This is a genomic window from Rossellomorea pakistanensis (genome assembly GCF_016908495.1).
GTDB classification, from domain to species: domain Bacteria; phylum Bacillota; class Bacilli; order Bacillales; family Bacillaceae_B; genus Rossellomorea; species Rossellomorea pakistanensis.
Window position 1 is genome coordinate 934,225 of record NZ_JAFBDZ010000001.1, and the last position, 21,998, is coordinate 956,222.

Genomic DNA, 21,998 nt, shown 5'->3' on the forward strand with positions numbered 1-21,998 from the left:
TTTCATGCAACATTTCACCGATTTTTTCCAATAGTGCTAAAATAAGAAGAGATTGTTTTTTTGGAGTGATAAGAATGAAGAAAAGAATCGCTATTGCCTCTGGTGCCGCTGCTCTTTTAGCAGGTCTAGGAGTCTACATTTCAAATCGAGTGATTTACATGCCCAAAAAAGATGAAGAGATGATTTTGAAGCGTGAAACAGAAGCGAACCGCTTCAACATCGATGATTATTCAGTACTTCCTAAAGAAGAAGTTTGGGTACCTTCTCCCTTCGGATACAACATAAAAGCTGTATTTATTAAACCGTACCAACATAATAAATTTGTAATTTTCAGCCACGGTGTTACAGAGAATAAAAACAATTCCATTAAGTATATGAATTTATTTATAAAAAAAGGCTTCAATGCTGTCCTCTATGATCATCGTAGGCACGGGGAATCAGGGGGAAAAACTACAAGCTATGGCCATTTTGAAAAGCATGATTTAAAAGCGGTTGTTGATACATTAATCAGCAGGGAAGGTGAGGATGTATTCTTTGGTATTCATGGTGAATCAATGGGAGCAGCCACACTCCTTTTATATGCTGGTTCACTGGAAGATCGAGCCGACTTCTACGTTGCTGACTGTCCGTTCTCAGACTTTGGAGAGCAGCTCGCCTATCGTATGAAAGCCGAAATAAAGATGCCGGCTAAATGGCTTCTTCCTCTAGCCAATGCTTCTTTAAAAATTCGCCAAGGGTTCACCTTGAAGGATATTTCTCCGATTTCCGTGATTAAAAACATCAAAAAACCTGTTCTCTTTATTCACAGTGAAAAGGATGACTTTATTCTCCCTTCCATGACAAAGGAGCTTTTTGATCAAAAACAGGGAGAAAAAGAATTGTTTATGGCTATTAATGGTGCGCATGCACAATCTTATAATGAAAACCCTGAAGAATATGAGGAAGTGATTGATGGCTTTTTAGATCGTTTTGTTTTCCGAAAGGAGTCGATTCAATGATTCCAGAGCCGTTTGAAAAACAGATGCGACAGATGTATGGAATAATGGAGAGAATTGGCTTCGATCACTGCCTCGTTTTTTAGATAATTTTAGTCAAAAACATGAATGTTACTTCGGTTCTCCCTATATGCTTAGCTATAATTTTGTTGTACCAGTATATTATCATAATGGAAAATCTGCCGTTTTGAAGATGGGCTATTCAACTAGTGACCTTACCAGTGAATTAAATGCCCTTCGCTACTTTCAAGGAGAACGGTTCGTGAAAGTTTTAGAAGAAAACACTAAAAGAAGGATGGTTATTGCTTCAGCACCTTCAACCAGGAGCATCCTTAAAGTCAATCGAGGACGATTTAGAAACCGTTCGAGTTACAGGAGAAGTTTTATCCTCTCTATGGACAGCAGCACCTGTCAACCATGGATTTTTAACAGTAAAAGAACGAGCGGATTATTTACATAATTTAAGAGAAGAATTGGCTGATAAAGCCATGTACCTGCCCACTAGAGCAATCGATAAAGCTCGAACATGGTTTTCGGAGTTGCTTGCTTCGGTTTCGACTGATTATGTCCTCCATGGTGATCTTCATCATGGAAATATTTTATACTCTGAAGAAAATGGATGGATGGGTGGGTATCGACCCTAAAGATGTTGTTGGTGAACGGGAGTATGACTTAATTCCCTTCCTCCTTAATAAAATAACGTCAAAAGATCCTGTTAAACAATTGGAATTCCGTACAAAGAGCTTTGCCGAGAAGCTTCAACTGAACTATGAAAGAATTCTGATGTGGGGATACTGTCATTCCATCCTGTCTAGTCTTTGGTGTCTTGAAAATAATCTAGATTGTTGGAAGAATTCTTTCGCGTGTCCGAGGAATTTTGATCGACTGATTGATTAGCCGATAAGGCTTCACCATTCATTATCAGGTGTAGCCTTAATTATAATTAAGAAGTCTATTCCTATTCCTCTGGATACAACTTAAATCCCATGCGACCATTTATAATCTGTGCAGGACTTACCAGTCTAAATGTATTGGAGTCTAAAGAGTAATCTATTTTCAATTCTTCATCCAAAAACACCATTTTTGATTTTTCAACTAAAATAGGACGGAAATTGGTTTCAATTTCAATATCATCTACTTCATCTGGATTCTCGACATACCAAAGGATTGGAACCCCACTGACGACACAACCGCATCCTTCCGTATCATATTTCAATTTTAGATGGCCTTTATGATCATTTATTTTTTCAGTTAGTACCTTTGAGGCATTCTCCGTAATGACAATGTTCATTGCTGCTTCACCCTTTCTAAAGCCCTATTGTATCATATTTCATCTCAAATAAGAGAGTATTGCATTTTCTCCTTCTTGCCCTTACTATCAAATTGGGGAATCTTTTTCAATTTATCCAAATGTTTGAAAGGGTGGTTTTTCATGTCTAAGGTTCAAATTAAAGTAAATGACAACGGTTCACTACGTGTAACGGGAGATGTAGAGCTTATCGATGCCGATGGAAATGTGTTTCCTACAAAGCAGGTTTTCTCTCTTTGCCGCTGTGGATTATCTAAAAAAATGCCTTTCTGTGACGCTTCTCATAAGGGGAAATTTGAGTCTTGCGTAAGAGCAGAAAAGGTACTCGACGAAGAATAATGCTTCTTTGATGAAGAATGGGCTAAGGTTACCACTAGCTGCGGCGACCTTAGCCTTTCTTAACGATTCTTAGCTAAACCGAACATCCACTATATCTTTCAGGTAAAGTTGATGAGGCTGGTCAAATCGGTCCACAATGTGCAGCTTTTGTTGAAGCTCATCAAAATAGTGGATATTTCCGATAAGCAGCTGGTGGCGGTGGTCGGCATAGTGAGTAATCGTGAGCGTTTTGCTGTACTCCATTGCCTCTGCTAGGATTTCATTGAATTCGTCTAATTGTTGCTCATCTAATTCTATTCGTTTTTCGTATGTGTCTTCTTTTGCCCAATCTCTTAGCACTTTGACATGTTCAGGCAACATCATAGATGTCCACTTTATTCTTCCTCGATCACGAATCATTTGTAAACCCTCCTACGCTACGCTTTATGACCTCCAACTAAACGGGCACGATGCTTAGCGGTACCGGCCTCCGTATAAGAGACCGCTCGAAGCAATGAGCCTGAGCCATATTTATGGCGGATTCGGTCTACTACATAACCAAGCTCTCTTTTTTGCCAACGATCCGGCTCAAATAAGCTGATCTGCATGCTTTCATCCTCTAGAATATTGGAAAGAGCAATGGAAATCTTACGTACAGTTTTTCCGTTATAGTTTTCATGAAAAAGCTCCAAGCATACTCGGTACAAATCCATTGTGATATTTGTCGGTTCTTCCATCGTTCGCGAACGGTGAAATCCTCCGCCGAACTCTTCTTGACTGTAGCCGATTCCTAAGCTAATCGTTCTTCCTGCTTTGCGATGAGCCCTTGTGCGCCGAGCCACTTCTTCACACATTTCCACTATCACGCTTTTAATTTCCTTTTCTTCTTTATAATCACGAAGAAGAATCTGACTTTTCCCAAAGCTAATTTGCCCTTCCATAATAGGCGCTCCAATCTCTGATAAATCAACTCCCCACGCATGGTAATAAAGCTGATTTCCCATAACTCCAAATTTTGATTCTAATTTTTTTAAGTCATATTTGGCCAGCTGACCTACCTTAAAAATCCCCATGCGATTTAATGTTTTTTCCAGCTGCCTTCCGATCCCCCACATTTCACTCAATGGAGAAAGATTCCACAGCTTTTTCGGCACATCTTCATAGGTCCATTCTGCAATTCCCTTCTTCTTTGCTTCTAAATCTAAACACAGCTTCGCCATTAGTAGATTGGGACCGATCCCAATGGCACAAGGGAGCTGGATTTCACGTTCAATATCATCTTTAATTTTCCTAGCGATGGTATGGGCATCCCCCCATAGATGTGTCGCTCCATCAATTTTCAAAAAGCTTTCATCCACGCTATACGTATGAATGGCTTCCTTTGGAACATAGCGATGAAAGAGTCTCGTTATTTCTGTCGAGATTCGAATGTATGTCCCCATCTTTGGTTCAGCTAATTCAATTCGTGGATCATTCGGAATCTCAAACATTCTTGAACCCGTCTTAATTCCAAATTCCTTTTTCAATTTTGGGGATGCTGCAAGAACAATACTTCCTCGCCGCTCCTTATCCCCGACAACTGCTAGGTAACAGTTCAATGGATCTAAACCATTCATCACAGCCGAACAGCTAGCATAAAAACTCTTCATATCGATGCACAAAATCTTTTGTTGTGGAAGCGTACTGTAATCGACCATCATACCTTTTTCACACTCCTAAAAATAAAAAACGAACATTTGTTCCTATATTATTATTCAAATTGTATACGAATATACGTTCTTTTTCAATAAAAATTATTTCCAATAAAACTGGGTAGCCTAGATATAAAGGAGGTGTATGAATGGATCGCGAAAAAAAGACACCAGACTTTGATGAACTAAATGATCGCATCATCGCGGAAATGCCCCAAGATCCGTCCCTTGTCATTAAGACCAACCTGGACCCAAAGGATGCGACAGAAGAAAATCCTTATTATCATAATAAAAACAAGGATCAATTCGAGGATTATTTTAATGAGTAGGTATTGCCACTGAAATTCATGATGTATAATCATCTTGAGGTGGCAAAATGGAACAACAAATGATGAAGAGAATGATTCAAAAATGCTTTCTCCAATATGAGCATAGTGTAGAATCCGTTCCTTTGAATGACAGAGATTACGAAAAATTATATAGCGAAATTATGGAACGATACCAACGAAATGAAAGTGCTGAAATCTATGAGCTTGTAGAAGATGTCGTTTATGAATTTTTAGTGGGTTAACTTCCTGTTTTAAAGCAGGAAGTTTTTTCTATATTGGCAAAAAAAGCTTAGGAGCGAATATTCTATACACCCTTTTTGTTGCGGGGATTTTAACATTTGCATTGGAGCCTCATATCATCTTCCTGTTTATTTTATTAGTGTCCGAAACGTTGCTGGTTATGAGGCTTCAGTACTCTTCATAACCAGCATTTTGTTTAATTAGGCTGCACATTGATCAAACATTTCCAATATTTAGTCTAATTAAACTACCTATTGGATATTACAACGTTTAAGATAATTAAACTAGAGCGTTATTTTCTTGTTTCAATTTAGGTAAAATGGTTTTTAATTCAAGTAAATCATCAACAACTATATCAGCCTGAGAAAGTTCATCTTCTTGAGCAAAATCAAAATTACATCCTATTGCAACTAAACCATTTTCTTTTGCTGCCCTAATATCAGATAGGCGGTCTCCGATTACGGCTGCTTTTTCAATCGTATATTTTTCTATAATCATCTTAACTAGCTCTGCTTTATCCAGCGATTGGATTTGTTGAATGCTAAAGGATTCGGTAACCCATTGATCCAAGTGATAATACTTTACAATAGCCTTTAAGTATTCGGTCAAACCATTACTTGCTATGTATATGGTATAATTACGAACTTTTAAATAGCTAAATACTGCCTCAACATTTGGGTACAATGCCCCCTGACCTTTTAAAATATTTTCAATTAATCTCTCGTGAAAAAAATCATTTACTTGTTCTCGAACCTCGATTGAATGACTAGGTAATAATGTTTCCCATACTTTAGATAAAGGTACCCCCATAATCTCACGGTATTTACCAATAGGGGTTTCTGTATCCCATTGATTTAGTGACCTCAAACGATCAAAAGTAGCCTCTAGTGATAATTCTAAAATTTTATCTGTTTGAAAAAGTGTTCCATCCATATCAAAGATTAGTGATAATGACATTGGTTTCTCTCCCTATTTAAACATTGCTGACTAATCAAACAAAGACTAAATTCGTTTTAATCTTGGTTGTCCAAGTCACTTCGATATTCTAAAAGATCCACAGGTTGAAAGCCCTAAGCCTTACATATCGCCTCTAAAGTTGATAATCTGACAGCTTTTCTCTTTCCATTTTTTAATATTGAAAGATTCGCCATCGTTATGCCAACTCTTTCTGAAAGTTCTGTTACGCTCATTTTTCTTTTGGCAAGCATCACATCAATATTTATTATAATGACCATGTGACCATCTCAGACGGTTAAATCATTTTCTGATTTTATTTCAAGTTCATTTCTTAACGGTTCTTGAAGAACAGTTGCAAAGAGTAACATAACAAATGCTGTAAAAATAATCGTTAATCCGATCATTCCTATACTAGGATGCAAAGCGTTTTGAGAGACAAGTAACAACATTCCGAAAATATACAAGGCAATGATGGTCATTGCACAATACTTTATATGCTTTAAAGAATTTACAGCTAGCTCTGAAAAAGCATGATTCCTTTCAATATAACTTAGAAGCTTTAATGCCTGATATAGTGCAAGGAAAAATGGGATCGCTGTACCTATAAGAACTGGAAATCTTAAATAAGCATATTCTGGATACATCTCTGCTGTATCTTGCAATCCAAGGGAGCCAGAAAACACACAAGCTAAACGTTATAATCTAATAAAAATAGCCACCTTTAAAAAGGGGATTGTTCCTCGTTTCATAAAGCACCTCATTTTTTATCCTTTTCTCAATCATAATAGCATTTATCGACTTACAATAAATTATTACCATTTTACATGATCGTTCATAATAAAATCGAATTTATTAATTTTAATTCATTTAAATTAACATCCTTTAATAAGGGCTTATGAATGATCTATTAATATATTTAAACATTTCGGGCTCTAGAATTAAAAAACGACCTACGTAAAAAGATGATCCCCGTATGGTTTTTATTCCTTTTCCTGTTTCGCTTCTTTTTCATCTTTAGACGGGATTAATACTTCAAACATCCAGACAAAAACGGTAAAACAAGCGGCAAGCAAAATAAAATGAATAAAGGAAAATGTATCCTCCAATCTAATAATAACAAACAAAAAACCCACATACGGGAGTAAGTAAAATCTGTATTTTGATTTCAATTATCGATTCCCATACTAAATTTCATTAAGTAATAATTCAATATGATCCCTCTATTTAAGATTTCTATATCAAATTCACCATAAATGATTATACTTTGATGCCCTAATTTAGAAGACATCCTTCTACTCTTTCACAACCCCAAGAACAAACCCATCATATCCTTTTGCACCGACAGTTTGAATAGCAGTCGAATCGATACGTGATTCTTCTGACAATAAATCTATAAATTGGCGAACTCCCTGAACATTTAAGTCTTTACTATCCCCATCTACAACATGTCCATTACGTACGACATTGTCACCAATGATAACGGTTCCTGGTCTAGAAAGCTCTAATGCCCATTTTAAATAATGAGGATTGTTAGGTTTATCCGCATCAATGAAAATGAAATCAAATTGAGAAAAGCCTTTGCCTTTTAGTGTCGGAAGTGTTTCAAGTGCGGGTCCGATCATGATGTCAATTTTGCTCTCTACCCCTGCCCTTCTAATATTTTCATTAGCGACTCTTGCATGTTTTTCACTATATTCAAGTGTGATCAAATGTCCGTCTTCTGGCAATGCACGTGCAAGCCAAATACTACTATAACCGCCTAAAGTTCCAATTTCTAAAATATTTTTTGCTCCGTGAAGTTTGGCAAGTAAATGTAGAAACTTCCCCTGGTTTGGGGAGACATCAATAGCCGGTAAACCGGCTTCAACATTTGCATTCAAAACGGAATCCATTATAGAATCGGACCCTTGAAGTTTATTGGTAAAATAAAGATCTACATCATTCCACTTTTCAGATATATTCATAGAATTCTCTCCTCTCACCGCAATACTATCATATTTTTCCAATTAATTCTCATTTAAAGCCGCGGGTTTAAAGAAGATTTATTATTAAATGTAAATCCCATTCAATAAACTAATACGATCATTTCTAATCATTATTCGCAAACATATACTGATTGGTAGTCGCTGAGATGTTATTGACTAAACTCAGAGCCAACAAATTTCCTAATACAGAACTTCCTCCGTAACTAATAAGAGGAAGCGGGATTCCTGTGATGGGAACAGCACCAATGACCATTCCAACATTTTCAAATACATGGAAAAGCAGCATGGAGACAATACCAGCCGCCATCAAGTTTTCGTATTCTCCCTTATTCTTTAATGCTACTACAATAATTTTATAGATTAAGAGGAAATAAAGACAAAGGACAAAACAGGCCCCTACAAAGCCGAACTCCTCAGTAATGACGGAAAAAATAAAATCAGAATGGGCCTCTGGAACAGCGACTTTCGCTTCCCCATACCCCTTTCCATATATCATCCCCGATCCAGAAGCAAGGATCGACATCCGTAGCTGATAGCCGATTCCTTGACTATAACCGAATGGGTCAAGCCAGGAATAGATTCGGTCCAATTGATATTGATCTAAGAACAGCAATAAAATTTGGGACTTATTTACAAAAATATAAACAAGCGTTAATAGCATGCAAAGCCCTACTGATAATATGGCGGTAATTATTTTCCAGTTAACACCCGAAACGAATATCATTCCCAGTAAAATACAAACAATGACCATTCCAGTTCCGGCATCAGGTTGCTTTAAGATGAGGAATAACGGGACAAGCGTTACTCCCATCATCTTAGCAATCAACATAAAATCGGTTTTAAAGGTTCGATTCAATATTTTCTCATTATGATCGTGGATGATCTTTGCTAGAAAAAGAATCAGAAACACTTTCATAAATTCTGATGGTTGAAGTGTTCCAATACCAGGAATCGAGAACCATGCCTTAATTCCTTTAATAGTAGGAGCAATGCTTTCTGGAGAGATACGCAGGATAAACAAAGTCATAACCCCAAGAAAGTACAAATACATGGATAGTTTTTTTATTTGTTCAAAGTCAAATAAATAGACAATGGCGGTCACAATAAAGCCAATAATAAAGAAAACGGCTTGATTCATGGCGAAATTTTTTTCATAGGGAAGAAATTTTTCAGCACTATAAATGGAAAGGCAGCTTATAATCATAAAGAACATCAGCAAAACAATGATATCGAGATCTAACTTTTTGTATTTGTGTATTTCCATATATCCTCTCTTTCTAACGAGAAACCCGCAAATCCTAAAATCTATTTTTCAAACTCTAGGAGTTAGACGATTGAGAAGTCAATTAGGTTTCAATTTTTTCCAAATTCCAACAAAAAATGTTACGAATTGCTGTAAGGAGCGAAACTAGAATTCAGAAAGAAGGCAAATCAACGAGTACCTAATACAAAAAGACGCCTTCTTATCAGAATGACGTCCTCAGTATTCTACTACTTATATAAATAGGTTGCTTAGGAGATACGTTAAGATAGTTCTAAATTATTTACCAACCTAACCGCTCACGAAGAGAAGTAATATGGGCTATATGATGTCTTCCGTGCCACGCATAAATCCCGATATTGCTACTAAGCTTAATCTTACCTGATTCTGGATGTTGGAAAGTCTTCCCTAGTTCATCTGGTTTTAAGGAACGTAACAGACAAACCCATCTACCATGTAAAGCCTCTATTAGCTTTAACGAAATGTCTACTGGTAACTGCGAATCAGGAAGGTCAGCCCATTTCCCTTCCTCATACAATTTAATGGTGGGATTGGTTTCAGTTAAAGCTAACTTAAAACGTGTGTAGCTATTCAAATGGCTGTCAGCAATATGATGAACCACTTGACGGACCGTCCATCCTTCAGGGCGATAAGCTGTATCCAGCTGCTTATCACTCAATCCCTTCACAGCTTCTCTTAATTGAAACGGAGTATCTTCAATCTCTTTTATCCACCTCTTTAAAACTTCTGGAGTAGGCTCCCCTTCATACTCAAACTTTCCAATAGGATAACGTAAATCCATTTGAACAGCTCCTTCCTTTACATTCTATATACGTTTTTATCCACTATAAACCCTCTCATTGAGGATGTCATTTTTGGATTTTCATGTCCTCATTCGGCTTCTTTGAGGACGTCATTTTCCCTTTTTTGGATTTTCACGGCTTCATTCGACCTTTAAATGCCGGCATTTCCACTTTAGATGCTGTTATTTGTTTCCAATTTTAATCTCCGTTCTCTTTCTCTCTGTAAGCTATATAAGTTTCCCAAATTGAAAAGTAAAAAAAAGTATAATTTATTGTTTATATAGCTAGCACTGCAATTTAGTAGTTATGATTAAATCTTTACGTCTGTACACACTAAGTACAGTACCTATAATAATCGAGTTTAATAGTGTCGGCATCAGTCCATAACTAATAAATGGTAAAGAAATATCAGTCAGTGGTAAAAATCCTAAAATCATTCCAATATTATATACAAATTGAACAGTAAATAAAGTAATGCCTCCTAACACCAGCATCTTTCCGAAGGGATCCTTTACTTTACGTATAACCAAAAGCATTCGAAACATAAGCATGGATAAAATGGCCACAAGTACAATTGCAAACAGCCACCCATACTGATAAGTAAAGCTTACAAAAACGAAATCAGTGTGTGCTGACGGAATAAACTCCTTGTTAGTAAAGTGACCGAACCATCCAGCTCCTGATAAAAGTTCTTCGATTCGCAAATAAAGGTATCCTCCTGTATACGCATATTCTTCTGGATTTAAAAAGGCCAATAGCCTTTCTTTTTGGTATTCTCTAGCGTATATCCAGCCTAAAAAGAGATAAATGCTTATAGGGAGAGTAGTAAGCAGAACAATTATAATTGTTTTCATTCGATGTAACGTACTCCACCAAATCATGATAAAAACCATCATGATGTAGATAAAAGTAGTAGATAGCGAAGGAATTAATAGAAATAGATACAATGGAACGACAAACAATATCCCCAACTTCCAAAAACTTGCCTTTTCACTTCTAAAAAAAGCTGCCCAGCTTATATAGAAGAAGGGCAAAGCCATCGTGCCTTCGATAGTTAAAGGTCCAACACGAATAGTAGGCAAGCCATTAGTAAAATCGGTTGGCCCAAATAAGAGCATAAACAAAATGAACAACCCAAAATTATAAAGCAACCATTTGTATTTCTTTAACTTCGTGTAATCAAAAAGCATCAGCCACAGAGTTATACTAATACCAATCAAGGTAATTATGACTTTATATAAGGCAAAGTGACCTGTATCTAGGTTACTTGAGAACATGGGCAAAAAACCGAAACCAAGGGTGATTACTAATAATATCGTTAACCACCAATCGATTTGAGGTCGATGTATTTTGTTAAAATGTTGACCAAGCTTGAGAGGACTCCCCATTTGTTTAACAGCCTTTTCCTCCGCCTCCGCTTCAGGAATTCCTTTCTCCACCCACCTCTTCTTTTCAGTTCTTATATGGTAATCAAGCTCCCGAGTGATCAATTTTTTTGCTTCTACTGATTTGATTTGGCTCTTAACCTCATCTAAAAAACGGTTTTGATCCACTATAGTCTCACCTCTAATAATGTTCCTAACACCACATGCTTCTTTAAACTGCTTCCTTCCACCTTTTTTAGAAGCTTGTTGCCCTTCTTTGTTAACTGATACTGTTTCATTTCTAAATCATCCCAGGATGACAGCAAATAGCCTTTGTGCTCTAATCGGTGCAACAAGGTATATAAAAACCCTTCATTGTCTTCAAATTTTTGTATTCCTCTACTTCTCAATTGTTTTGCTAATTCATATCCCGTTTTTTCTTGCACTAGCAGCTGCATTACCGCAAGTAGAATATCTTCTTCCTTCTCCTTTTGTTTCTGGATCTTTTTATGAATATCATCCATATGTCGCTTTGTAAAATCCAACTGCCTGAATGTTGTATTTTTCATAGACCTTTGAAGGTTCTTAAGACGGTCTTCCATTAGTCTCAACTCCTAATTGTTCTTGTAAAATCGTTTTGGCACGTCTTAGTCGAGTTTTTACTGTATTTGAATTCTCTTCTGTAACATTAGCGATCTCTTTGATGGACATCTCCTCAAAGTAAAAAAGGTAGATGACTTCTCTATAATCCACTGGCAGATTCATGACAGCAGAGGTTAGCTGCTCATCCTCTTCCTTTTGAATAACGGTATCCTCAATACTTTTATCCTTATTCAATGTGTAGGTTAAATCTGATTCAGAAACAATGACTTTATTGTTATACCAGCTCTTTAGATAGTCCTTACAATGATTGATGGCGATTCTCCATAACCATGTTTTTAATTTCGAATTCTTTTTAAAAGTATGTAGACTCTTGTAACATTTAACAAAAATATCTTGAGTCAAATCTTCAGCAATCCCTTGATTTTTGACATAGGAATAAACAAGCTGTAAGACTTCCTGACCATAATTTCTCATCATCTCATCGATCAATATTTCATTATCCTCTACTTCAAACGATTCATTAATAATCTCTTCCACATCTTCCCCTCCTACTAATTAGACGAGACACCCCTTTTAGAAGTTTTCAACATAAAATAAAAATAACAGAAATTTTTTCAAAAAACCCTTAGAGAATATACTAAAATACTTTTTTGAGCAGCGACTCCAAAACTAGAAAAAGCGCAATCTTTTATAGAAAGCGCCCCGGTAAAAACAATCTGGGAAAAGTTATTAGCTCTTATAGACCTTGAATATAATCCATTAAAAGCTTTCGATCCTCTGGATAAGTCAATTCCAAGTCATTAATTTCATTTTTTGATTTCCAATCAATATCATAAATAAGATGATCAGGATCTTGAATTTGAGGCTGCCCTCCTATAACGTTAACGAGAAAATAATGAACCTCAAATGATAGATTACGTTCTTCATAAATACCTTTTTTCACATGGATTTCTTCGATCAATTCGACAATATATCCAGTTTCCTCTTCCATTTCCCTGATACAGCATTCACTAAAAGTTTCATTCTCTTCAAGTCCCCCAGTAGGAACAGACCATTTTTTCAACTCATCTGATCTCCCCTGTAAAACCATAAGTAATTCATCCTTTTCATTAAGACAGATTCCCGCTGAACCAAACCATTTTTTCAATTTAAACACTCCAGAAATTAATATTAATTTTTGAAATAAAAAAACGATATGGCAACTAACTACACATTCATCCCCAATTTACATTTAATTTCTTTTAAAAATGGCTTACTGACTGCTCTTGCTTTTTCCACTCCCCTTTTTAATATTTCATCGAGTTTTTCAGGAGATGCCATTAGTTCATTGTATTTTTCACGAGGCTCTTCTAGAAAACGATTCATCACTTGAAATAATTGTTTTTTTGCCTCTCCCCAGCTGATTCCACTCACATATTGCTCTCTCATTTTTTCTATCTCAAGTGGTGTAGCAAATTCTTTATAAATAGAGAAAAGGACCGATTGATTTGGATCCTTTGGTTCTTCCGGTGGGGTTGAATCCGTTTTGATTTTATTGATAAGCTTTTGTAATTTCTTTGGTTCTACAAAAAGAGGAATCGTATTATTGTAGCTTTTGCTCATTTTTCTTCCATCTAACCCAGGTAGGACTGCTGTTTCCTCTTGAATTTTATATTCGGGAAGCTTGAAGGTGTCCCCGTAGGTCCGATTGAAGCTATCAGCAATATCCCTTGCAATTTCGACATGCTGTACTTGGTCTTTGCCAACAGGGACAATATCTGTTTGAAACATGAGGATATCCGCTGCCATAAGAATTGGATAAGTGAAAATCCCCATGTTTACACCAGAATCGATATCTTTATCTAACTGTCTATTTTGATCGACTATTGCTTTATACGCATGGGCACGGTTCATTAACCCTTTCGATGCAAAGCAAGCTAAAATCCAGTTTAGTTCAAATACCTCTGGAACATCCGATTGTCTATAAAAAATAACCTTCTCCGGGTCAAGTCCTAAGGCTAACCATGTGGCTGCGATTCCATAGGATAAATGCCGAAGTTCTTCAGCATGATGAATTTTCGTTAAGCTATGGTAATCCGCTACAAAATAAGCATGTTGATGAGTCTGCATTTTAGCTAATTCTAATGCAGGCTTGATGGCTCCAATATAATTTCCTAAATGAACTTGCCCAGTTGGTTTGATTCCGGTTAAAATCGTACTTTTCATTGTAAGCCCTCCTATTATAATAAAAAAAGGGTTACCCATCCTAAAAAAGGACGAGTAACCCGTGGTGCCACCTTCATTCGTTTACAGATGTAAACGCTCTTAATCATACGGAAACGACAACGATGTTTCGATATGCTGTCTCAAATTAACGGTAAGACGATCCGCTTAACCTACTGATCATTTCAGTCAAGAAGCTCAGAAGCCCATTCAGCTTTATCCCGCACTGATTTTCACCAACCATCAGCTCTCTATAGCGTTCCTAAAGCCTACTCTTCTTCTTCATCGCAGTCATTATTCAGAATATTACTTAAATCTTAGTATAGGATGCGATTGAGGTCAATATGCATTTTGCCTAAATTTACCCATTAAAATGAATTATACCTATTAAAGTAATTTATTATATAGCTTATTAGATTCATTTGAAGTTCTAAACATTTACTTTCTCATTGTCCTAAATTTTGAGGATAATAGGGCTATCCATCCTCATAGATAAAAACTTGATGAAATGATAATAAGATTGACAAATCCAGGAAGTCATTCGTGTTATAATAGTTAAAGCAATCCATTTTATTAAAAAGTTGGAGAATAAAATTGACTTAATCTTAAACAGACTAGAAGAATTTACCACTTTAAAAGTGAAACGAATGAGAAGTTAGATCACATTCAGGATACACTATCAAGGATGGAGACTGATTATCCAGATGACATTACGGCTATGCTAAAACAAATCGAAACCAACCTTGAAGAACGTGATTCTGGACTAGAAGCATTTATCTAAAGTTGAATCCGGTAAGAGCGTTTAACACGTCAATCCTTGGAACCTATTTTATGAATTTAAACCTTACTCCCGATTACCCACTGCTTAAATGTTCGTGAATTAACTTCCATTCATTTACATCATTCTTGATGAAGATATTAGTAGCTCTTCCTCTGCCTGAAACAAATTCTCCATTATAGTATCCTTCATAATGATAAGTATAAGTACATGTAGCAGAATTTTCATCCGTCGTAAGCCACTGAACATCGTGGGCCGTATAATTCTCTTCTTTGATCATTTCCCATGCATTTTCAAAATAACTCTGTATTTCATTCATTGTGGTACAAGTTTTATCTGTAAACCAGTAAAGAGCTCTTTTATGAAGTACATTCTTAACATTATTGAAATCATGGGTATTGGTAGCGGCAATATATTGTTCTAATGCTTTTTTATATCCCATTTCATTTCCCCTTTACGCGTTTTTCCATACAGCAGCATACTTCTTTTTATATTTTGGATCTTCTTCTTTCTCGATTCGCACGGTATATTTAATATAGTATCTGGAATTTCAAAAAAAAGAAAGGATGTGGAATATGCCTTATAAATCTCGTAGTGAACCAGCTGAATTACTAATCCTTAAAACCTTAAACACTCGAATGAATCTAGCTAACAAAGACAAACAACACTATTTCAATCTTAAAAAGGGCTATGAGGGGGAGATACTATTTGATTCATTGACAGAAAAGCTTCAGGATGAATGCTTAATATTAAATGATTTACTACTCAAACTAAATAACACCATCTTCCAAATCGACTCACTCATTATTCATTCAGAAGGCATTTATTTGTTCGAAGTAAAAAATTTTGATGGGGATTATTATTACGAATCAGATCGATTATATAAGAAACCTAAATTGGAAATTAATAATCCACTAAACCAATTGAATAGAAACGAATCTTTGTTACGCCAGTTAATCCAATATCTTGGATTTACAATACCTATTTATGCTTCCGTCGTTTTTATCAACCCTGAATTCACCTTATACCAATCCCCCCTCAACAAACCATTTATTTTCCCGACACAGGTTAATGGATATTTAAAAACCCTAAAAGCGATCCCTTCAAAGTTAATTGGAAAACACAAGGTGTTAGCTGATAAGTTAATTTCACTACATATAAAAGATTCTCCTTTTAAGCTAATACCAACTTATGACTATGACCGGTTGCGAAAAGGAATCACATGTGGGAAGTGCACCTCGTTTACAATTTCTGTTGAGGGAAAGAAATGTGTTTGTAAAGTATGTGGATACGAAGAAATGGTTACAACAGCCATAATCCAAAATGTAATAGAATTTAAGCTACTATTTCCTGATCGAAAAATTACCACAAATGGAATTTATGAATGGTGTAACGAGGTAAAATCCCAAAAGGTAATAAGAAAAATTCTAAAAGAAAATTTTAAAATAGTAGGAGTCCACCAATGGTCCTTCTACAAAGAAAAAGAACATTTTAATAATACTCCCTAAAGGAATCGTTTCCATTATAGAAGAATGACTTCTTTTATATAAAGACTATATAGCAGGTTTAGTCATTTTACAATATTTCAAAATTGTTCATCTCCTTTATGAACGACCTTTTTCTTTCCTGATTTCGATTTTTGGGCATTCACCTCCCCTATGAGCGACCTTTTTCTTTCCTGATTTCGAATTTTGGTCTTTCATCTCTTCTATGAACGACCTTTTCTTTCCTGATTTCGATTTTTGGGCATTCATCTCCCCTATGAACGACCTTTTTCTTTCCTGATTTCGATTTTTGGGCATTCATCTCCCCTATGAACGACCTTTTTCTTTCCTGATTTCGATTTTTGGGCGTTCATCTCCCCTATGAACGACCTTTTTCTTTCCTGATTTCGATTTTTGGGCGTTCATCTCTTCTATGAACGACCTTTCTCTAAACGATTTTAAGGAATTTCGTTGTTTACCTTTTTCCTATTATTTATAATAACGCACTACAAAGCCCCCTAAACAAGTTATCGTCACAAAATTATTCATTGTTCATGCACGTACACGTATGTAATATGTTAGAATAATTTAGTTGTCAATATTCAAGTCGGAGGTAACGTTTTGAACACAAATATTTATAAAAAGTACATAGCCGTTTTTCTGATATGCTTCATCACTATGGTTCATCTTCCACAACAGATCCAAGCGGAAGAAAAGCTTACTATAAATGCAGATGCAGCCATCCTCGTGGAAGTAGATTCTGGTAAAATTTTATTTAAACATAACGCAAATAAAGCGCTTGGAATAGCAAGTATGACGAAAATGATGACGGAATACTTGGTCTTAGAAGCAGTAGAAACAGGCAAAGTCAAGTGGGATCAAACCTATACGGTAAGTGATAAAGTATATGCACTGGCGAATGCGCCTGGTTTAAGTAACGTCCCATTACATGCTGACGAACAATATACAGTAAAAGAATTATATGAGGCAATGGTGATTAAGTCGGCCAATGGTGCTTCGATTGCACTAGCAGAAGTTGTCGCAGGGTCAGAAGGTGAGTTTGTCAAAATGATGAATCAAAAAGCCAAAGAGCTCGAGCTTGAACACTATCAATTTGTAAATTCTACTGGACTAAGCAATTATGATATGCTGGGGATGCATCCTGAAGGGACAGACGTTAATGCTGAAAACCTGATGTCTGCAAAAGACACGGCAGCATTAGCCTATCACTTAATTAATGATTTCCCAGAGGTTTTAGAAACGGCAAGCCTTTCAACAAAGGATTTTAGAAAAGGAACAAACGAAGAGCTCATAATGAAAAACACCAACGCAATGCTGCCAGGACGTACATTTGAATACAAAGGCGCTGATGGATTGAAAACGGGGACAACTCCATTCGCCGGATCGACGTTTACGGGAACAGCAAAGCGTAACGGTGTTAGATATATTTCAGTCATCATGGATTCCAAAGACGCTTTGGACAACCCTAGTAGTGCTGAAAGATTTATTCAAACAGCAGAATTATTTGATTATGGCTTCCATAACTTTTCAAATGTAGAATTTACTTTCGATGATGTCGAGAAAAAAGCCAAACATACGATTCCCGTTGCAGATGGAAAAGAAGAAAAAGTCGAAATTAAAACAAAAGAACATCTAAGTTTGAGGATAAAAACAGAAAACAAAAGCAACGCAAAGCTAGAGTTAACCATTGATGAAAGCAAACTTAATGAAGACGGCGAGCTTCAAGCACCCATTGAAGAGGGTGAAAAAATCGGGGAACTAACGGTTGAGGACCCTAAAAAGTACGACTACATTATAAAACCAACAGATACAGAACAAAAGATCGATGTATATGCTGCCGCTTCAGTTGAAAAAGAAAACTGGTTTGTTCGAAGTGCAAAAGCAATTGGCGATTTTTTCGGTAGTATTTTTTAAAGAGTTTAAGATGTTAAAAATGAGAAAACGCTGGATTCTTAGATCAAGCGTTTTTCTCATTTTTGGTTACTACTTCCTTATTCTACTTTTTAAAATTACTTTCAAATTTCCGTTAATTAATAAGAAAATAAAGAAAATGTTAAGCTTATACCAATCATCATAACGGGAGCCCAAAGTGCCCATGCAAACTCAATATAGTATTCTTTTGAGTCCCATCGTAATCATATATCCACGATAACAATAAAAAACAAATAAATAACAAGCAACCCAAAAAAATAAGAAAAGGAAGCAAAGAAGATCCATCGACCGTGATCATCCCCATAAGCTCTCCGATCGATCCTATGAAAATAATAAAGAACTCCACCAAATGCTATTTTTAATTAAAGCTCCCCTTATAACAACGTTTTTTTGGAAGATTAAACACTTGCTCAACAAAAAATGAACTTACTATTAAAAGAGCGCAAATGATCATTGCTGACCAAGACATAAGACCTCTCCTTATAGATAAAAGGCATTTTTAATAATATTTTGAAATCCCCTCAATCTGATCATTAACATTCTTAATAATAGCGTCCATGATTTCTTTTACAAACCGCTTCTGACTCAAACGTGGATTCTGCCCAGACCACATGGACATCCATTCTGGTCGATTCTGTCTGGCCGCTTCCCTTCTAATATCTGTTGTTAATGTGTTTTGAACTGGGTACCCAGGAAGGGAATCTTCATGTTCTTTCAAATCCGTAATAAATTGATTCTGAATCCCTCGTGCAGGCTTTCCACTAAACGATGCCGTTACCACTAAATCCTCTTCGGTTGTATTCAGAATAGCTTCTTTATGGTGTTCATTTGCCCCACTTTCCATGCTTGTCACAAAAGCCGTTCCCATCTGAACCGCTTTTGCTCCTAAAACAAGAGAAGCCAATACACCTCTGCCATCCATGATCCCACCAGCAGCAATCACAGGTATTGAAACCTGATTAACTACCTGAGGAACAAGCGCCATTGTCCCAATCATCGCGTTTTCAAAAGATCCTGAAAATGTACCACGATGTCCTCCAGCTTCACTTCCCTGAACTACCACCATGTCCATCCCGTTTTCCTCATTAAGGATCGCTTCTTTAACCGTCGTTGCCGTTCCAATCACGATAATATTTTTCTTCTTTAATCGTTGGACGATCTCTTTTGGAGGAAGACCAAAAGTAAAGCTGCAAACTGGAACCTTATGCTCAAGAACTACCTCAATTTGTGCATCAAATAAAGTCGGTGATGGTTTAGAATATGTCTTAGATGGAAGATTCAGCTCTTTTCGAAATGACTCTAATAATCTATTAGACTTATTTAATTCTTCCTCTGAAACCTCTGGAAATTCAGGAATAAAAATGTTCACACCAAATGGTTTCGAGGTTAGTTGCTTGATCTTCTGAATGCTTTCGCTCATGGCACTTGGGCTCATATAACCTGCTCCTAAAGTCCCTAGACCGCCAGCGTTAGAAACGGCGGCCACTAATTCAGATGTTGTAACCCCTCCAGCCATACCTGCTTGAATAATTGGATAGTTGATTTTCAAATCTTTGGTTACTTTATTTTCAAACCACATGATATCTCTTCCTTTCAATTAATCTATTCCGTTTCCTATGAAGGTCCGTACGAAACAAATAACTGAGAATATAGCTTTTCCTTTTGCTTTCGTTTCATCTTATTACCTTTCCCTAAATTTACCATGAAATATCGAAAAGGAAAACGAAATTTTGATATAATTTAGCAGAAGATTACTTTTTCAAAAAGACTCATTCTCAGAGAAAAAGGTGGACCCATGAAAAAAATCCGAAAAACATTACGAAACTTACCTTCACTAGAAGGACCATTACCAGAATTCAACACTAAAGAAACACCCAATAACCCTGTAGACCTTTTTATTGATTGGTTAACATTCGCCATTAAAAATGAAATCAAAGAGCCTCACTCGATGACATTATCAACCGTTGATGTTGAAGGACAACCAGATGCAAGAGTGTTAATTTTAAAAAACGTAGACGATTATGGATGGTATTTTGCATCAAGCTCGAACAGCCAAAAGGGAAGTCAATTAGAACACAATTCTAAAGCAGCATTAACTTTCTATTGGTCTGATGTTGGAAGACAAATCCGTATTAAAGGAAATGTTATAAGAATGGGTGAGGCCGAAAGCAAACAAGACTTCTTACTTCGTTCTGAAGGCGCTCGAGCCGCATCTCTAGTTGGGAATCAAAGCAAACCATTAAAAGATTCGGATGAATTTGACTTAGCATATAAAGAACAACGAAAAAGACTTAATCTTGATTCGGATCCAGTCTCTCCTTATTGGACATTGTATCGGCTTGAAGCCATGCAAGTAGAATTTTGGCAAGGTCACCCCGAAAGAAATCACACTCGGCTGTTATATCGCTTACAACAAAATTCATGGCAAAAAAGCTTGCTTTGGCCATAATTACATAAAGGAAACTTAAAAAACAATAGTTTTATTTTCGTGTACAATAATCCGATCTTCTAAATGCCATTTGACAGAACGTGCTAGGACACTTCGTTCAACTAAACGTCCGATTTTTTTCAACGCCAATACATGATCACGGTGGTCAACTCGCATGATGTCTTGTTCGATGATTGGTCCTTCATCTAGATCATTTGTTACATAATGAGAGGTTGCACCAATCAATTTCACACCGCGAGCATATGCACGTTCATATGGTCTGGCACCGACAAAAGCAGGTAAGAATGAATGATGGATGTTAATAATTTTGAAAGGATGGGCTTCCACAAAAGTTGGTGTCAATATTTGCATATATCGAGCCAATACAATGACATCTATCTCATATTCCTTCAACAATTTTAATTGTTTTTCTTCTACGTCTGCACGATTTTCCTTGCTCGCAGGAATGAAATAGAAGGGAATTCCTAATGACTCTACTAGATCCCTGGCATCTTCATGATTACTGACAACCAAAGCGATATTGGTCATTAAGTCACCATTCTGCCATTCCCATAATAATTCTCTTAAACAATAAAGCTCTTTAGAAACAAATATCGCTGTCTTTTTCACTTCATATCCAAAGGCAAATCGAAAGTCCATTGAGAATTCTTCGGCAATCGTATGGAAATGGCTTTTCAGAGAAGGTTCTATTGATCTCATATTAGGACAACTGAACTCAATTCGGATAAAAAACATTCCACTCTCTGGATTTGTAGAATATTGGTTAGACTCCATAATATTTGCCCCATGTTTAAACAAAAACTCTGAAACAGTAGAAACAATTCCAGGCTGATCAGGACAGCTTATTAATAATCGCCCTTTATTTTTATTGTTTTCTTTAAATGCGTCAATTTGTTGTTGAATAAATTCCTTCATCATTACCCCTCTTTACTTTAATTGTTCAACATTATACTTTAGACAAAATAATTTTCAAGGAGAAATAATTAAAAATTCATTTTTTTAAGTAAAAAGACTCTTCTTAAATTGTGTTTCCTCGAGAAAAGTCCTATAATGCTGTGATATTAATCTTCAATAACTTAGTTCATCCATTTACTGGTAGTTCGAAACCTGGTTGTTCACACCTCTTTTCCTATGGGAAATAGGTATTTATTTATTTTTCTATTAATAAAACTTAATACCTCTTAGATTAATTTTCTAGTTACAGATCACAAGAAAAATAGGAGCCAACACATTTTCACACTTTCAATTTTCTTTCATGATAAAATTTGTTATTATTT

27 protein-coding genes and 1 other annotated feature are annotated in these 21,998 nt (G+C 36.2%); of the genes, 9 read left to right on the forward strand and 18 right to left on the reverse strand.

The window, feature by feature from the left end; all coding sequences use genetic code 11:
- Window positions 1–74: 74 nt before the first annotated feature.
- The 3 genes from JOC86_RS04695 to JOC86_RS24935 all read left to right on the forward strand — a co-directional run bounded on the left by JOC86_RS04695 (window position 75) and on the right by JOC86_RS24935 (window position 1,892).
- Entirely contained in the window at window positions 75–998 is a 924-nt protein-coding gene (locus JOC86_RS04695) for an alpha/beta hydrolase (protein ID WP_205168596.1), read from the forward strand.
- A gap of 299 nt (window positions 999–1,297) precedes the next feature.
- The gene (locus JOC86_RS24930; protein WP_205168597.1) at window positions 1,298–1,639 is read left to right on the forward strand and encodes an aminoglycoside phosphotransferase family protein; all 342 of its coding nucleotides are present in this window, start codon (window positions 1,298–1,300) and stop codon (window positions 1,637–1,639) included.
- On the forward strand, window positions 1,611–1,892 hold the full coding sequence (locus JOC86_RS24935) for an aminoglycoside phosphotransferase family protein (RefSeq protein WP_205168598.1): 282 nt from the start codon (window positions 1,611–1,613) through the stop codon (window positions 1,890–1,892). The genes JOC86_RS24930 and JOC86_RS24935 overlap by 29 nt, the downstream gene beginning before the upstream one ends.
- A gap of 61 nt (window positions 1,893–1,953) precedes the next feature.
- On the opposite strand, the gene JOC86_RS04710 is transcribed toward JOC86_RS24935, so the two are convergent.
- Complete coding sequence (locus JOC86_RS04710) at window positions 1,954–2,286, reverse strand: iron-sulfur cluster biosynthesis family protein (protein ID WP_205168599.1); 333 nt, start codon at window positions 2,284–2,286, stop codon at window positions 1,954–1,956.
- Window positions 2,287–2,427: 141 nt separating this feature from the next.
- On the opposite strand from JOC86_RS04710, the gene JOC86_RS04715 reads away from it, so the two are divergent.
- Window positions 2,428–2,643, forward strand: coding sequence for a CDGSH iron-sulfur domain-containing protein (locus tag JOC86_RS04715; RefSeq protein WP_205168600.1), 216 nt, complete (start codon window positions 2,428–2,430; stop codon window positions 2,641–2,643).
- A 69-nt stretch (window positions 2,644–2,712) separates the two neighbouring features.
- Here JOC86_RS04715 and JOC86_RS04720 read toward each other — a convergent pair whose 3' ends face one another.
- Window positions 2,713–3,042, reverse strand: coding sequence for a YolD-like family protein (locus tag JOC86_RS04720; RefSeq protein ID WP_205168601.1), 330 nt, complete (start codon window positions 3,040–3,042; stop codon window positions 2,713–2,715).
- 17 nt (window positions 3,043–3,059) lie between these two features.
- Window positions 3,060–4,319 carry a Y-family DNA polymerase gene (locus JOC86_RS04725; RefSeq protein ID WP_205170086.1) on the reverse strand — a complete coding sequence of 420 codons (1,260 nt, stop codon included), beginning with the start codon at window positions 4,317–4,319 and terminating at the stop codon, window positions 3,060–3,062.
- 143 nt (window positions 4,320–4,462) lie between these two features.
- Between JOC86_RS04725 and JOC86_RS04730 the strand changes: the two genes are divergently transcribed.
- Together JOC86_RS04730 and JOC86_RS04735 are read left to right on the forward strand one after the other, a co-directional pair.
- Window positions 4,463–4,642: a hypothetical protein gene (locus tag JOC86_RS04730; RefSeq protein WP_205168602.1), complete on the forward strand. Its 180-nt coding sequence runs from the start codon at window positions 4,463–4,465 to the stop codon at window positions 4,640–4,642.
- Window positions 4,643–4,689: 47 nt separating this feature from the next.
- A complete protein-coding gene (locus tag JOC86_RS04735) occupies window positions 4,690–4,884 on the forward strand; it encodes a YqzH family protein (RefSeq protein WP_205168603.1) in 195 nt (64 codons plus the stop codon).
- 277 nt (window positions 4,885–5,161) lie between these two features.
- Here the strand turns inward: JOC86_RS04735 and JOC86_RS04740 are convergent, their stop codons facing one another.
- The 13 genes from JOC86_RS04740 to JOC86_RS04795 form a co-directional block, all read right to left on the reverse strand.
- Window positions 5,162–5,839, reverse strand: coding sequence for an HAD family hydrolase (locus JOC86_RS04740; protein WP_205168604.1), 678 nt, complete (start codon window positions 5,837–5,839; stop codon window positions 5,162–5,164).
- Between the two features lie 113 nt (window positions 5,840–5,952).
- Window positions 5,953–6,117: a helix-turn-helix domain-containing protein gene (locus JOC86_RS04745; RefSeq protein WP_205168605.1), complete on the reverse strand. Its 165-nt coding sequence runs from the start codon at window positions 6,115–6,117 to the stop codon at window positions 5,953–5,955.
- 9 nt (window positions 6,118–6,126) lie between these two features.
- Entirely contained in the window at window positions 6,127–6,522 is a 396-nt protein-coding gene (locus JOC86_RS04750) for a DUF2975 domain-containing protein (protein WP_338021710.1), read from the reverse strand.
- 297 nt (window positions 6,523–6,819) lie between these two features.
- Window positions 6,820–6,945: a hypothetical protein gene (locus JOC86_RS24940; protein WP_275583367.1), complete on the reverse strand. Its 126-nt coding sequence runs from the start codon at window positions 6,943–6,945 to the stop codon at window positions 6,820–6,822.
- 186 nt (window positions 6,946–7,131) lie between these two features.
- Window positions 7,132–7,803, reverse strand: a complete 672-nt coding sequence (locus JOC86_RS04755) for an O-methyltransferase (protein ID WP_205168606.1) — start codon at window positions 7,801–7,803, stop codon at window positions 7,132–7,134.
- A 124-nt stretch (window positions 7,804–7,927) separates the two neighbouring features.
- Window positions 7,928–9,088 carry an FtsW/RodA/SpoVE family cell cycle protein gene (locus JOC86_RS04760; protein WP_205168607.1) on the reverse strand — a complete coding sequence of 387 codons (1,161 nt, stop codon included), beginning with the start codon at window positions 9,086–9,088 and terminating at the stop codon, window positions 7,928–7,930.
- A gap of 280 nt (window positions 9,089–9,368) precedes the next feature.
- Window positions 9,369–9,887: a YfiT family bacillithiol transferase gene (locus JOC86_RS04765; RefSeq protein WP_205168608.1), complete on the reverse strand. Its 519-nt coding sequence runs from the start codon at window positions 9,885–9,887 to the stop codon at window positions 9,369–9,371.
- A gap of 285 nt (window positions 9,888–10,172) precedes the next feature.
- The gene (locus JOC86_RS04770; protein WP_205168609.1) at window positions 10,173–11,441 is read right to left on the reverse strand and encodes an FtsW/RodA/SpoVE family cell cycle protein; all 1,269 of its coding nucleotides are present in this window, start codon (window positions 11,439–11,441) and stop codon (window positions 10,173–10,175) included.
- Window positions 11,441–11,854 (reverse strand): PadR family transcriptional regulator, encoded by a 414-nt coding sequence (locus JOC86_RS04775; RefSeq protein WP_205168610.1) that lies wholly within the window; start codon window positions 11,852–11,854, stop codon window positions 11,441–11,443. Before JOC86_RS04775 ends, JOC86_RS04770 begins: the two co-directional genes overlap by 1 nt.
- Window positions 11,838–12,392, reverse strand: coding sequence for a sigma-70 family RNA polymerase sigma factor (locus JOC86_RS04780; protein ID WP_205168611.1), 555 nt, complete (start codon window positions 12,390–12,392; stop codon window positions 11,838–11,840). Before JOC86_RS04780 ends, JOC86_RS04775 begins: the two co-directional genes overlap by 17 nt.
- A 199-nt stretch (window positions 12,393–12,591) precedes the next feature.
- Window positions 12,592–13,002, reverse strand: a complete 411-nt coding sequence (locus tag JOC86_RS04785) for an NUDIX hydrolase (protein ID WP_205168612.1) — start codon at window positions 13,000–13,002, stop codon at window positions 12,592–12,594.
- A 59-nt stretch (window positions 13,003–13,061) separates the two neighbouring features.
- Window positions 13,062–14,060 (reverse strand): tryptophan--tRNA ligase, encoded by a 999-nt coding sequence (locus JOC86_RS04790; RefSeq protein ID WP_205168613.1) that lies wholly within the window; start codon window positions 14,058–14,060, stop codon window positions 13,062–13,064.
- A gap of 43 nt (window positions 14,061–14,103) precedes the next feature.
- Window positions 14,104–14,352, reverse strand: a binding site (T-box leader).
- Window positions 14,353–14,911: 559 nt separating this feature from the next.
- On the reverse strand, window positions 14,912–15,277 hold the full coding sequence (locus JOC86_RS04795; protein WP_205168614.1) for a YybH family protein: 366 nt from the start codon (window positions 15,275–15,277) through the stop codon (window positions 14,912–14,914).
- Between the two features lie 133 nt (window positions 15,278–15,410).
- Between JOC86_RS04795 and JOC86_RS04800 the strand changes: the two genes are divergently transcribed.
- Together JOC86_RS04800 and JOC86_RS04805 are read left to right on the forward strand one after the other, a co-directional pair.
- The gene (locus JOC86_RS04800) at window positions 15,411–16,343 is read left to right on the forward strand and encodes a nuclease-related domain-containing protein (RefSeq protein WP_205168615.1); all 933 of its coding nucleotides are present in this window, start codon (window positions 15,411–15,413) and stop codon (window positions 16,341–16,343) included.
- Between the two features lie 654 nt (window positions 16,344–16,997).
- Complete coding sequence (locus tag JOC86_RS04805; RefSeq protein ID WP_205170089.1) at window positions 16,998–18,254, forward strand: serine hydrolase; 1,257 nt, start codon at window positions 16,998–17,000, stop codon at window positions 18,252–18,254.
- Window positions 18,255–18,771: 517 nt separating this feature from the next.
- Here JOC86_RS04805 and JOC86_RS04810 read toward each other — a convergent pair.
- Window positions 18,772–19,851: an NAD(P)H-dependent flavin oxidoreductase gene (locus JOC86_RS04810; RefSeq protein ID WP_205168616.1), complete on the reverse strand. Its 1,080-nt coding sequence runs from the start codon at window positions 19,849–19,851 to the stop codon at window positions 18,772–18,774.
- A gap of 216 nt (window positions 19,852–20,067) precedes the next feature.
- Between JOC86_RS04810 and JOC86_RS04815 the strand changes: the two genes are divergently transcribed.
- A complete protein-coding gene (locus tag JOC86_RS04815) occupies window positions 20,068–20,721 on the forward strand; it encodes a pyridoxine/pyridoxamine 5'-phosphate oxidase (RefSeq protein ID WP_205168617.1) in 654 nt (217 codons plus the stop codon).
- A gap of 15 nt (window positions 20,722–20,736) precedes the next feature.
- Here JOC86_RS04815 and purU read toward each other — a convergent pair whose 3' ends face one another.
- On the reverse strand, window positions 20,737–21,636 hold the full coding sequence (purU, locus tag JOC86_RS04820) for a formyltetrahydrofolate deformylase (RefSeq protein WP_205168618.1): 900 nt from the start codon (window positions 21,634–21,636) through the stop codon (window positions 20,737–20,739).
- Window positions 21,637–21,998: the final 362 nt, after the last annotated feature.

Bases quoted from the DNA above. Each gene is read 5' to 3' on its own strand.
- JOC86_RS04695 (WP_205168596.1), top strand. From the start codon at position 75: ATGAAGAAAAGAATCGCTATTGCCTCTGGTGCCGCTGCTCTTTTAGCA.
- JOC86_RS24935 (WP_205168598.1), top strand. From the start codon at position 1,611: ATGGATGGATGGGTGGGTATCGACCCTAAAGATGTTGTTGGTGAACGG.
- JOC86_RS04710 (WP_205168599.1), bottom strand. From the start codon at position 2,286: ATGAACATTGTCATTACGGAGAATGCCTCAAAGGTACTAACTGAAAAA.
- JOC86_RS04715 (WP_205168600.1), top strand. From the start codon at position 2,428: ATGTCTAAGGTTCAAATTAAAGTAAATGACAACGGTTCACTACGTGTA.
- JOC86_RS04720 (WP_205168601.1), bottom strand. From the start codon at position 3,042: ATGATTCGTGATCGAGGAAGAATAAAGTGGACATCTATGATGTTGCCT.
- JOC86_RS04725 (WP_205170086.1), bottom strand. From the start codon at position 4,319: ATGGTCGATTACAGTACGCTTCCACAACAAAAGATTTTGTGCATCGAT.
- JOC86_RS04730 (WP_205168602.1), top strand. From the start codon at position 4,463: ATGGATCGCGAAAAAAAGACACCAGACTTTGATGAACTAAATGATCGC.
- JOC86_RS04735 (WP_205168603.1), top strand. From the start codon at position 4,690: ATGGAACAACAAATGATGAAGAGAATGATTCAAAAATGCTTTCTCCAA.
- JOC86_RS04740 (WP_205168604.1), bottom strand. From the start codon at position 5,839: ATGTCATTATCACTAATCTTTGATATGGATGGAACACTTTTTCAAACA.
- JOC86_RS04745 (WP_205168605.1), bottom strand. From the start codon at position 6,117: ATGGTCATTATAATAAATATTGATGTGATGCTTGCCAAAAGAAAAATG.
- JOC86_RS04755 (WP_205168606.1), bottom strand. From the start codon at position 7,803: ATGAATATATCTGAAAAGTGGAATGATGTAGATCTTTATTTTACCAAT.
- JOC86_RS04760 (WP_205168607.1), bottom strand. From the start codon at position 9,088: ATGGAAATACACAAATACAAAAAGTTAGATCTCGATATCATTGTTTTG.
- JOC86_RS04765 (WP_205168608.1), bottom strand. From the start codon at position 9,887: ATGGATTTACGTTATCCTATTGGAAAGTTTGAGTATGAAGGGGAGCCT.
- JOC86_RS04775 (WP_205168610.1), bottom strand. From the start codon at position 11,854: ATGGAAGACCGTCTTAAGAACCTTCAAAGGTCTATGAAAAATACAACA.
- JOC86_RS04790 (WP_205168613.1), bottom strand. From the start codon at position 14,060: ATGAAAAGTACGATTTTAACCGGAATCAAACCAACTGGGCAAGTTCAT.
- JOC86_RS04795 (WP_205168614.1), bottom strand. From the start codon at position 15,277: ATGGGATATAAAAAAGCATTAGAACAATATATTGCCGCTACCAATACC.
- JOC86_RS04800 (WP_205168615.1), top strand. From the start codon at position 15,411: ATGCCTTATAAATCTCGTAGTGAACCAGCTGAATTACTAATCCTTAAA.
- JOC86_RS04805 (WP_205170089.1), top strand. From the start codon at position 16,998: ATGGTTCATCTTCCACAACAGATCCAAGCGGAAGAAAAGCTTACTATA.
- JOC86_RS04810 (WP_205168616.1), bottom strand. From the start codon at position 19,851: ATGTGGTTTGAAAATAAAGTAACCAAAGATTTGAAAATCAACTATCCA.
- JOC86_RS04815 (WP_205168617.1), top strand. From the start codon at position 20,068: ATGAAAAAAATCCGAAAAACATTACGAAACTTACCTTCACTAGAAGGA.
- purU (WP_205168618.1), bottom strand. From the start codon at position 21,636: ATGAAGGAATTTATTCAACAACAAATTGACGCATTTAAAGAAAACAAT.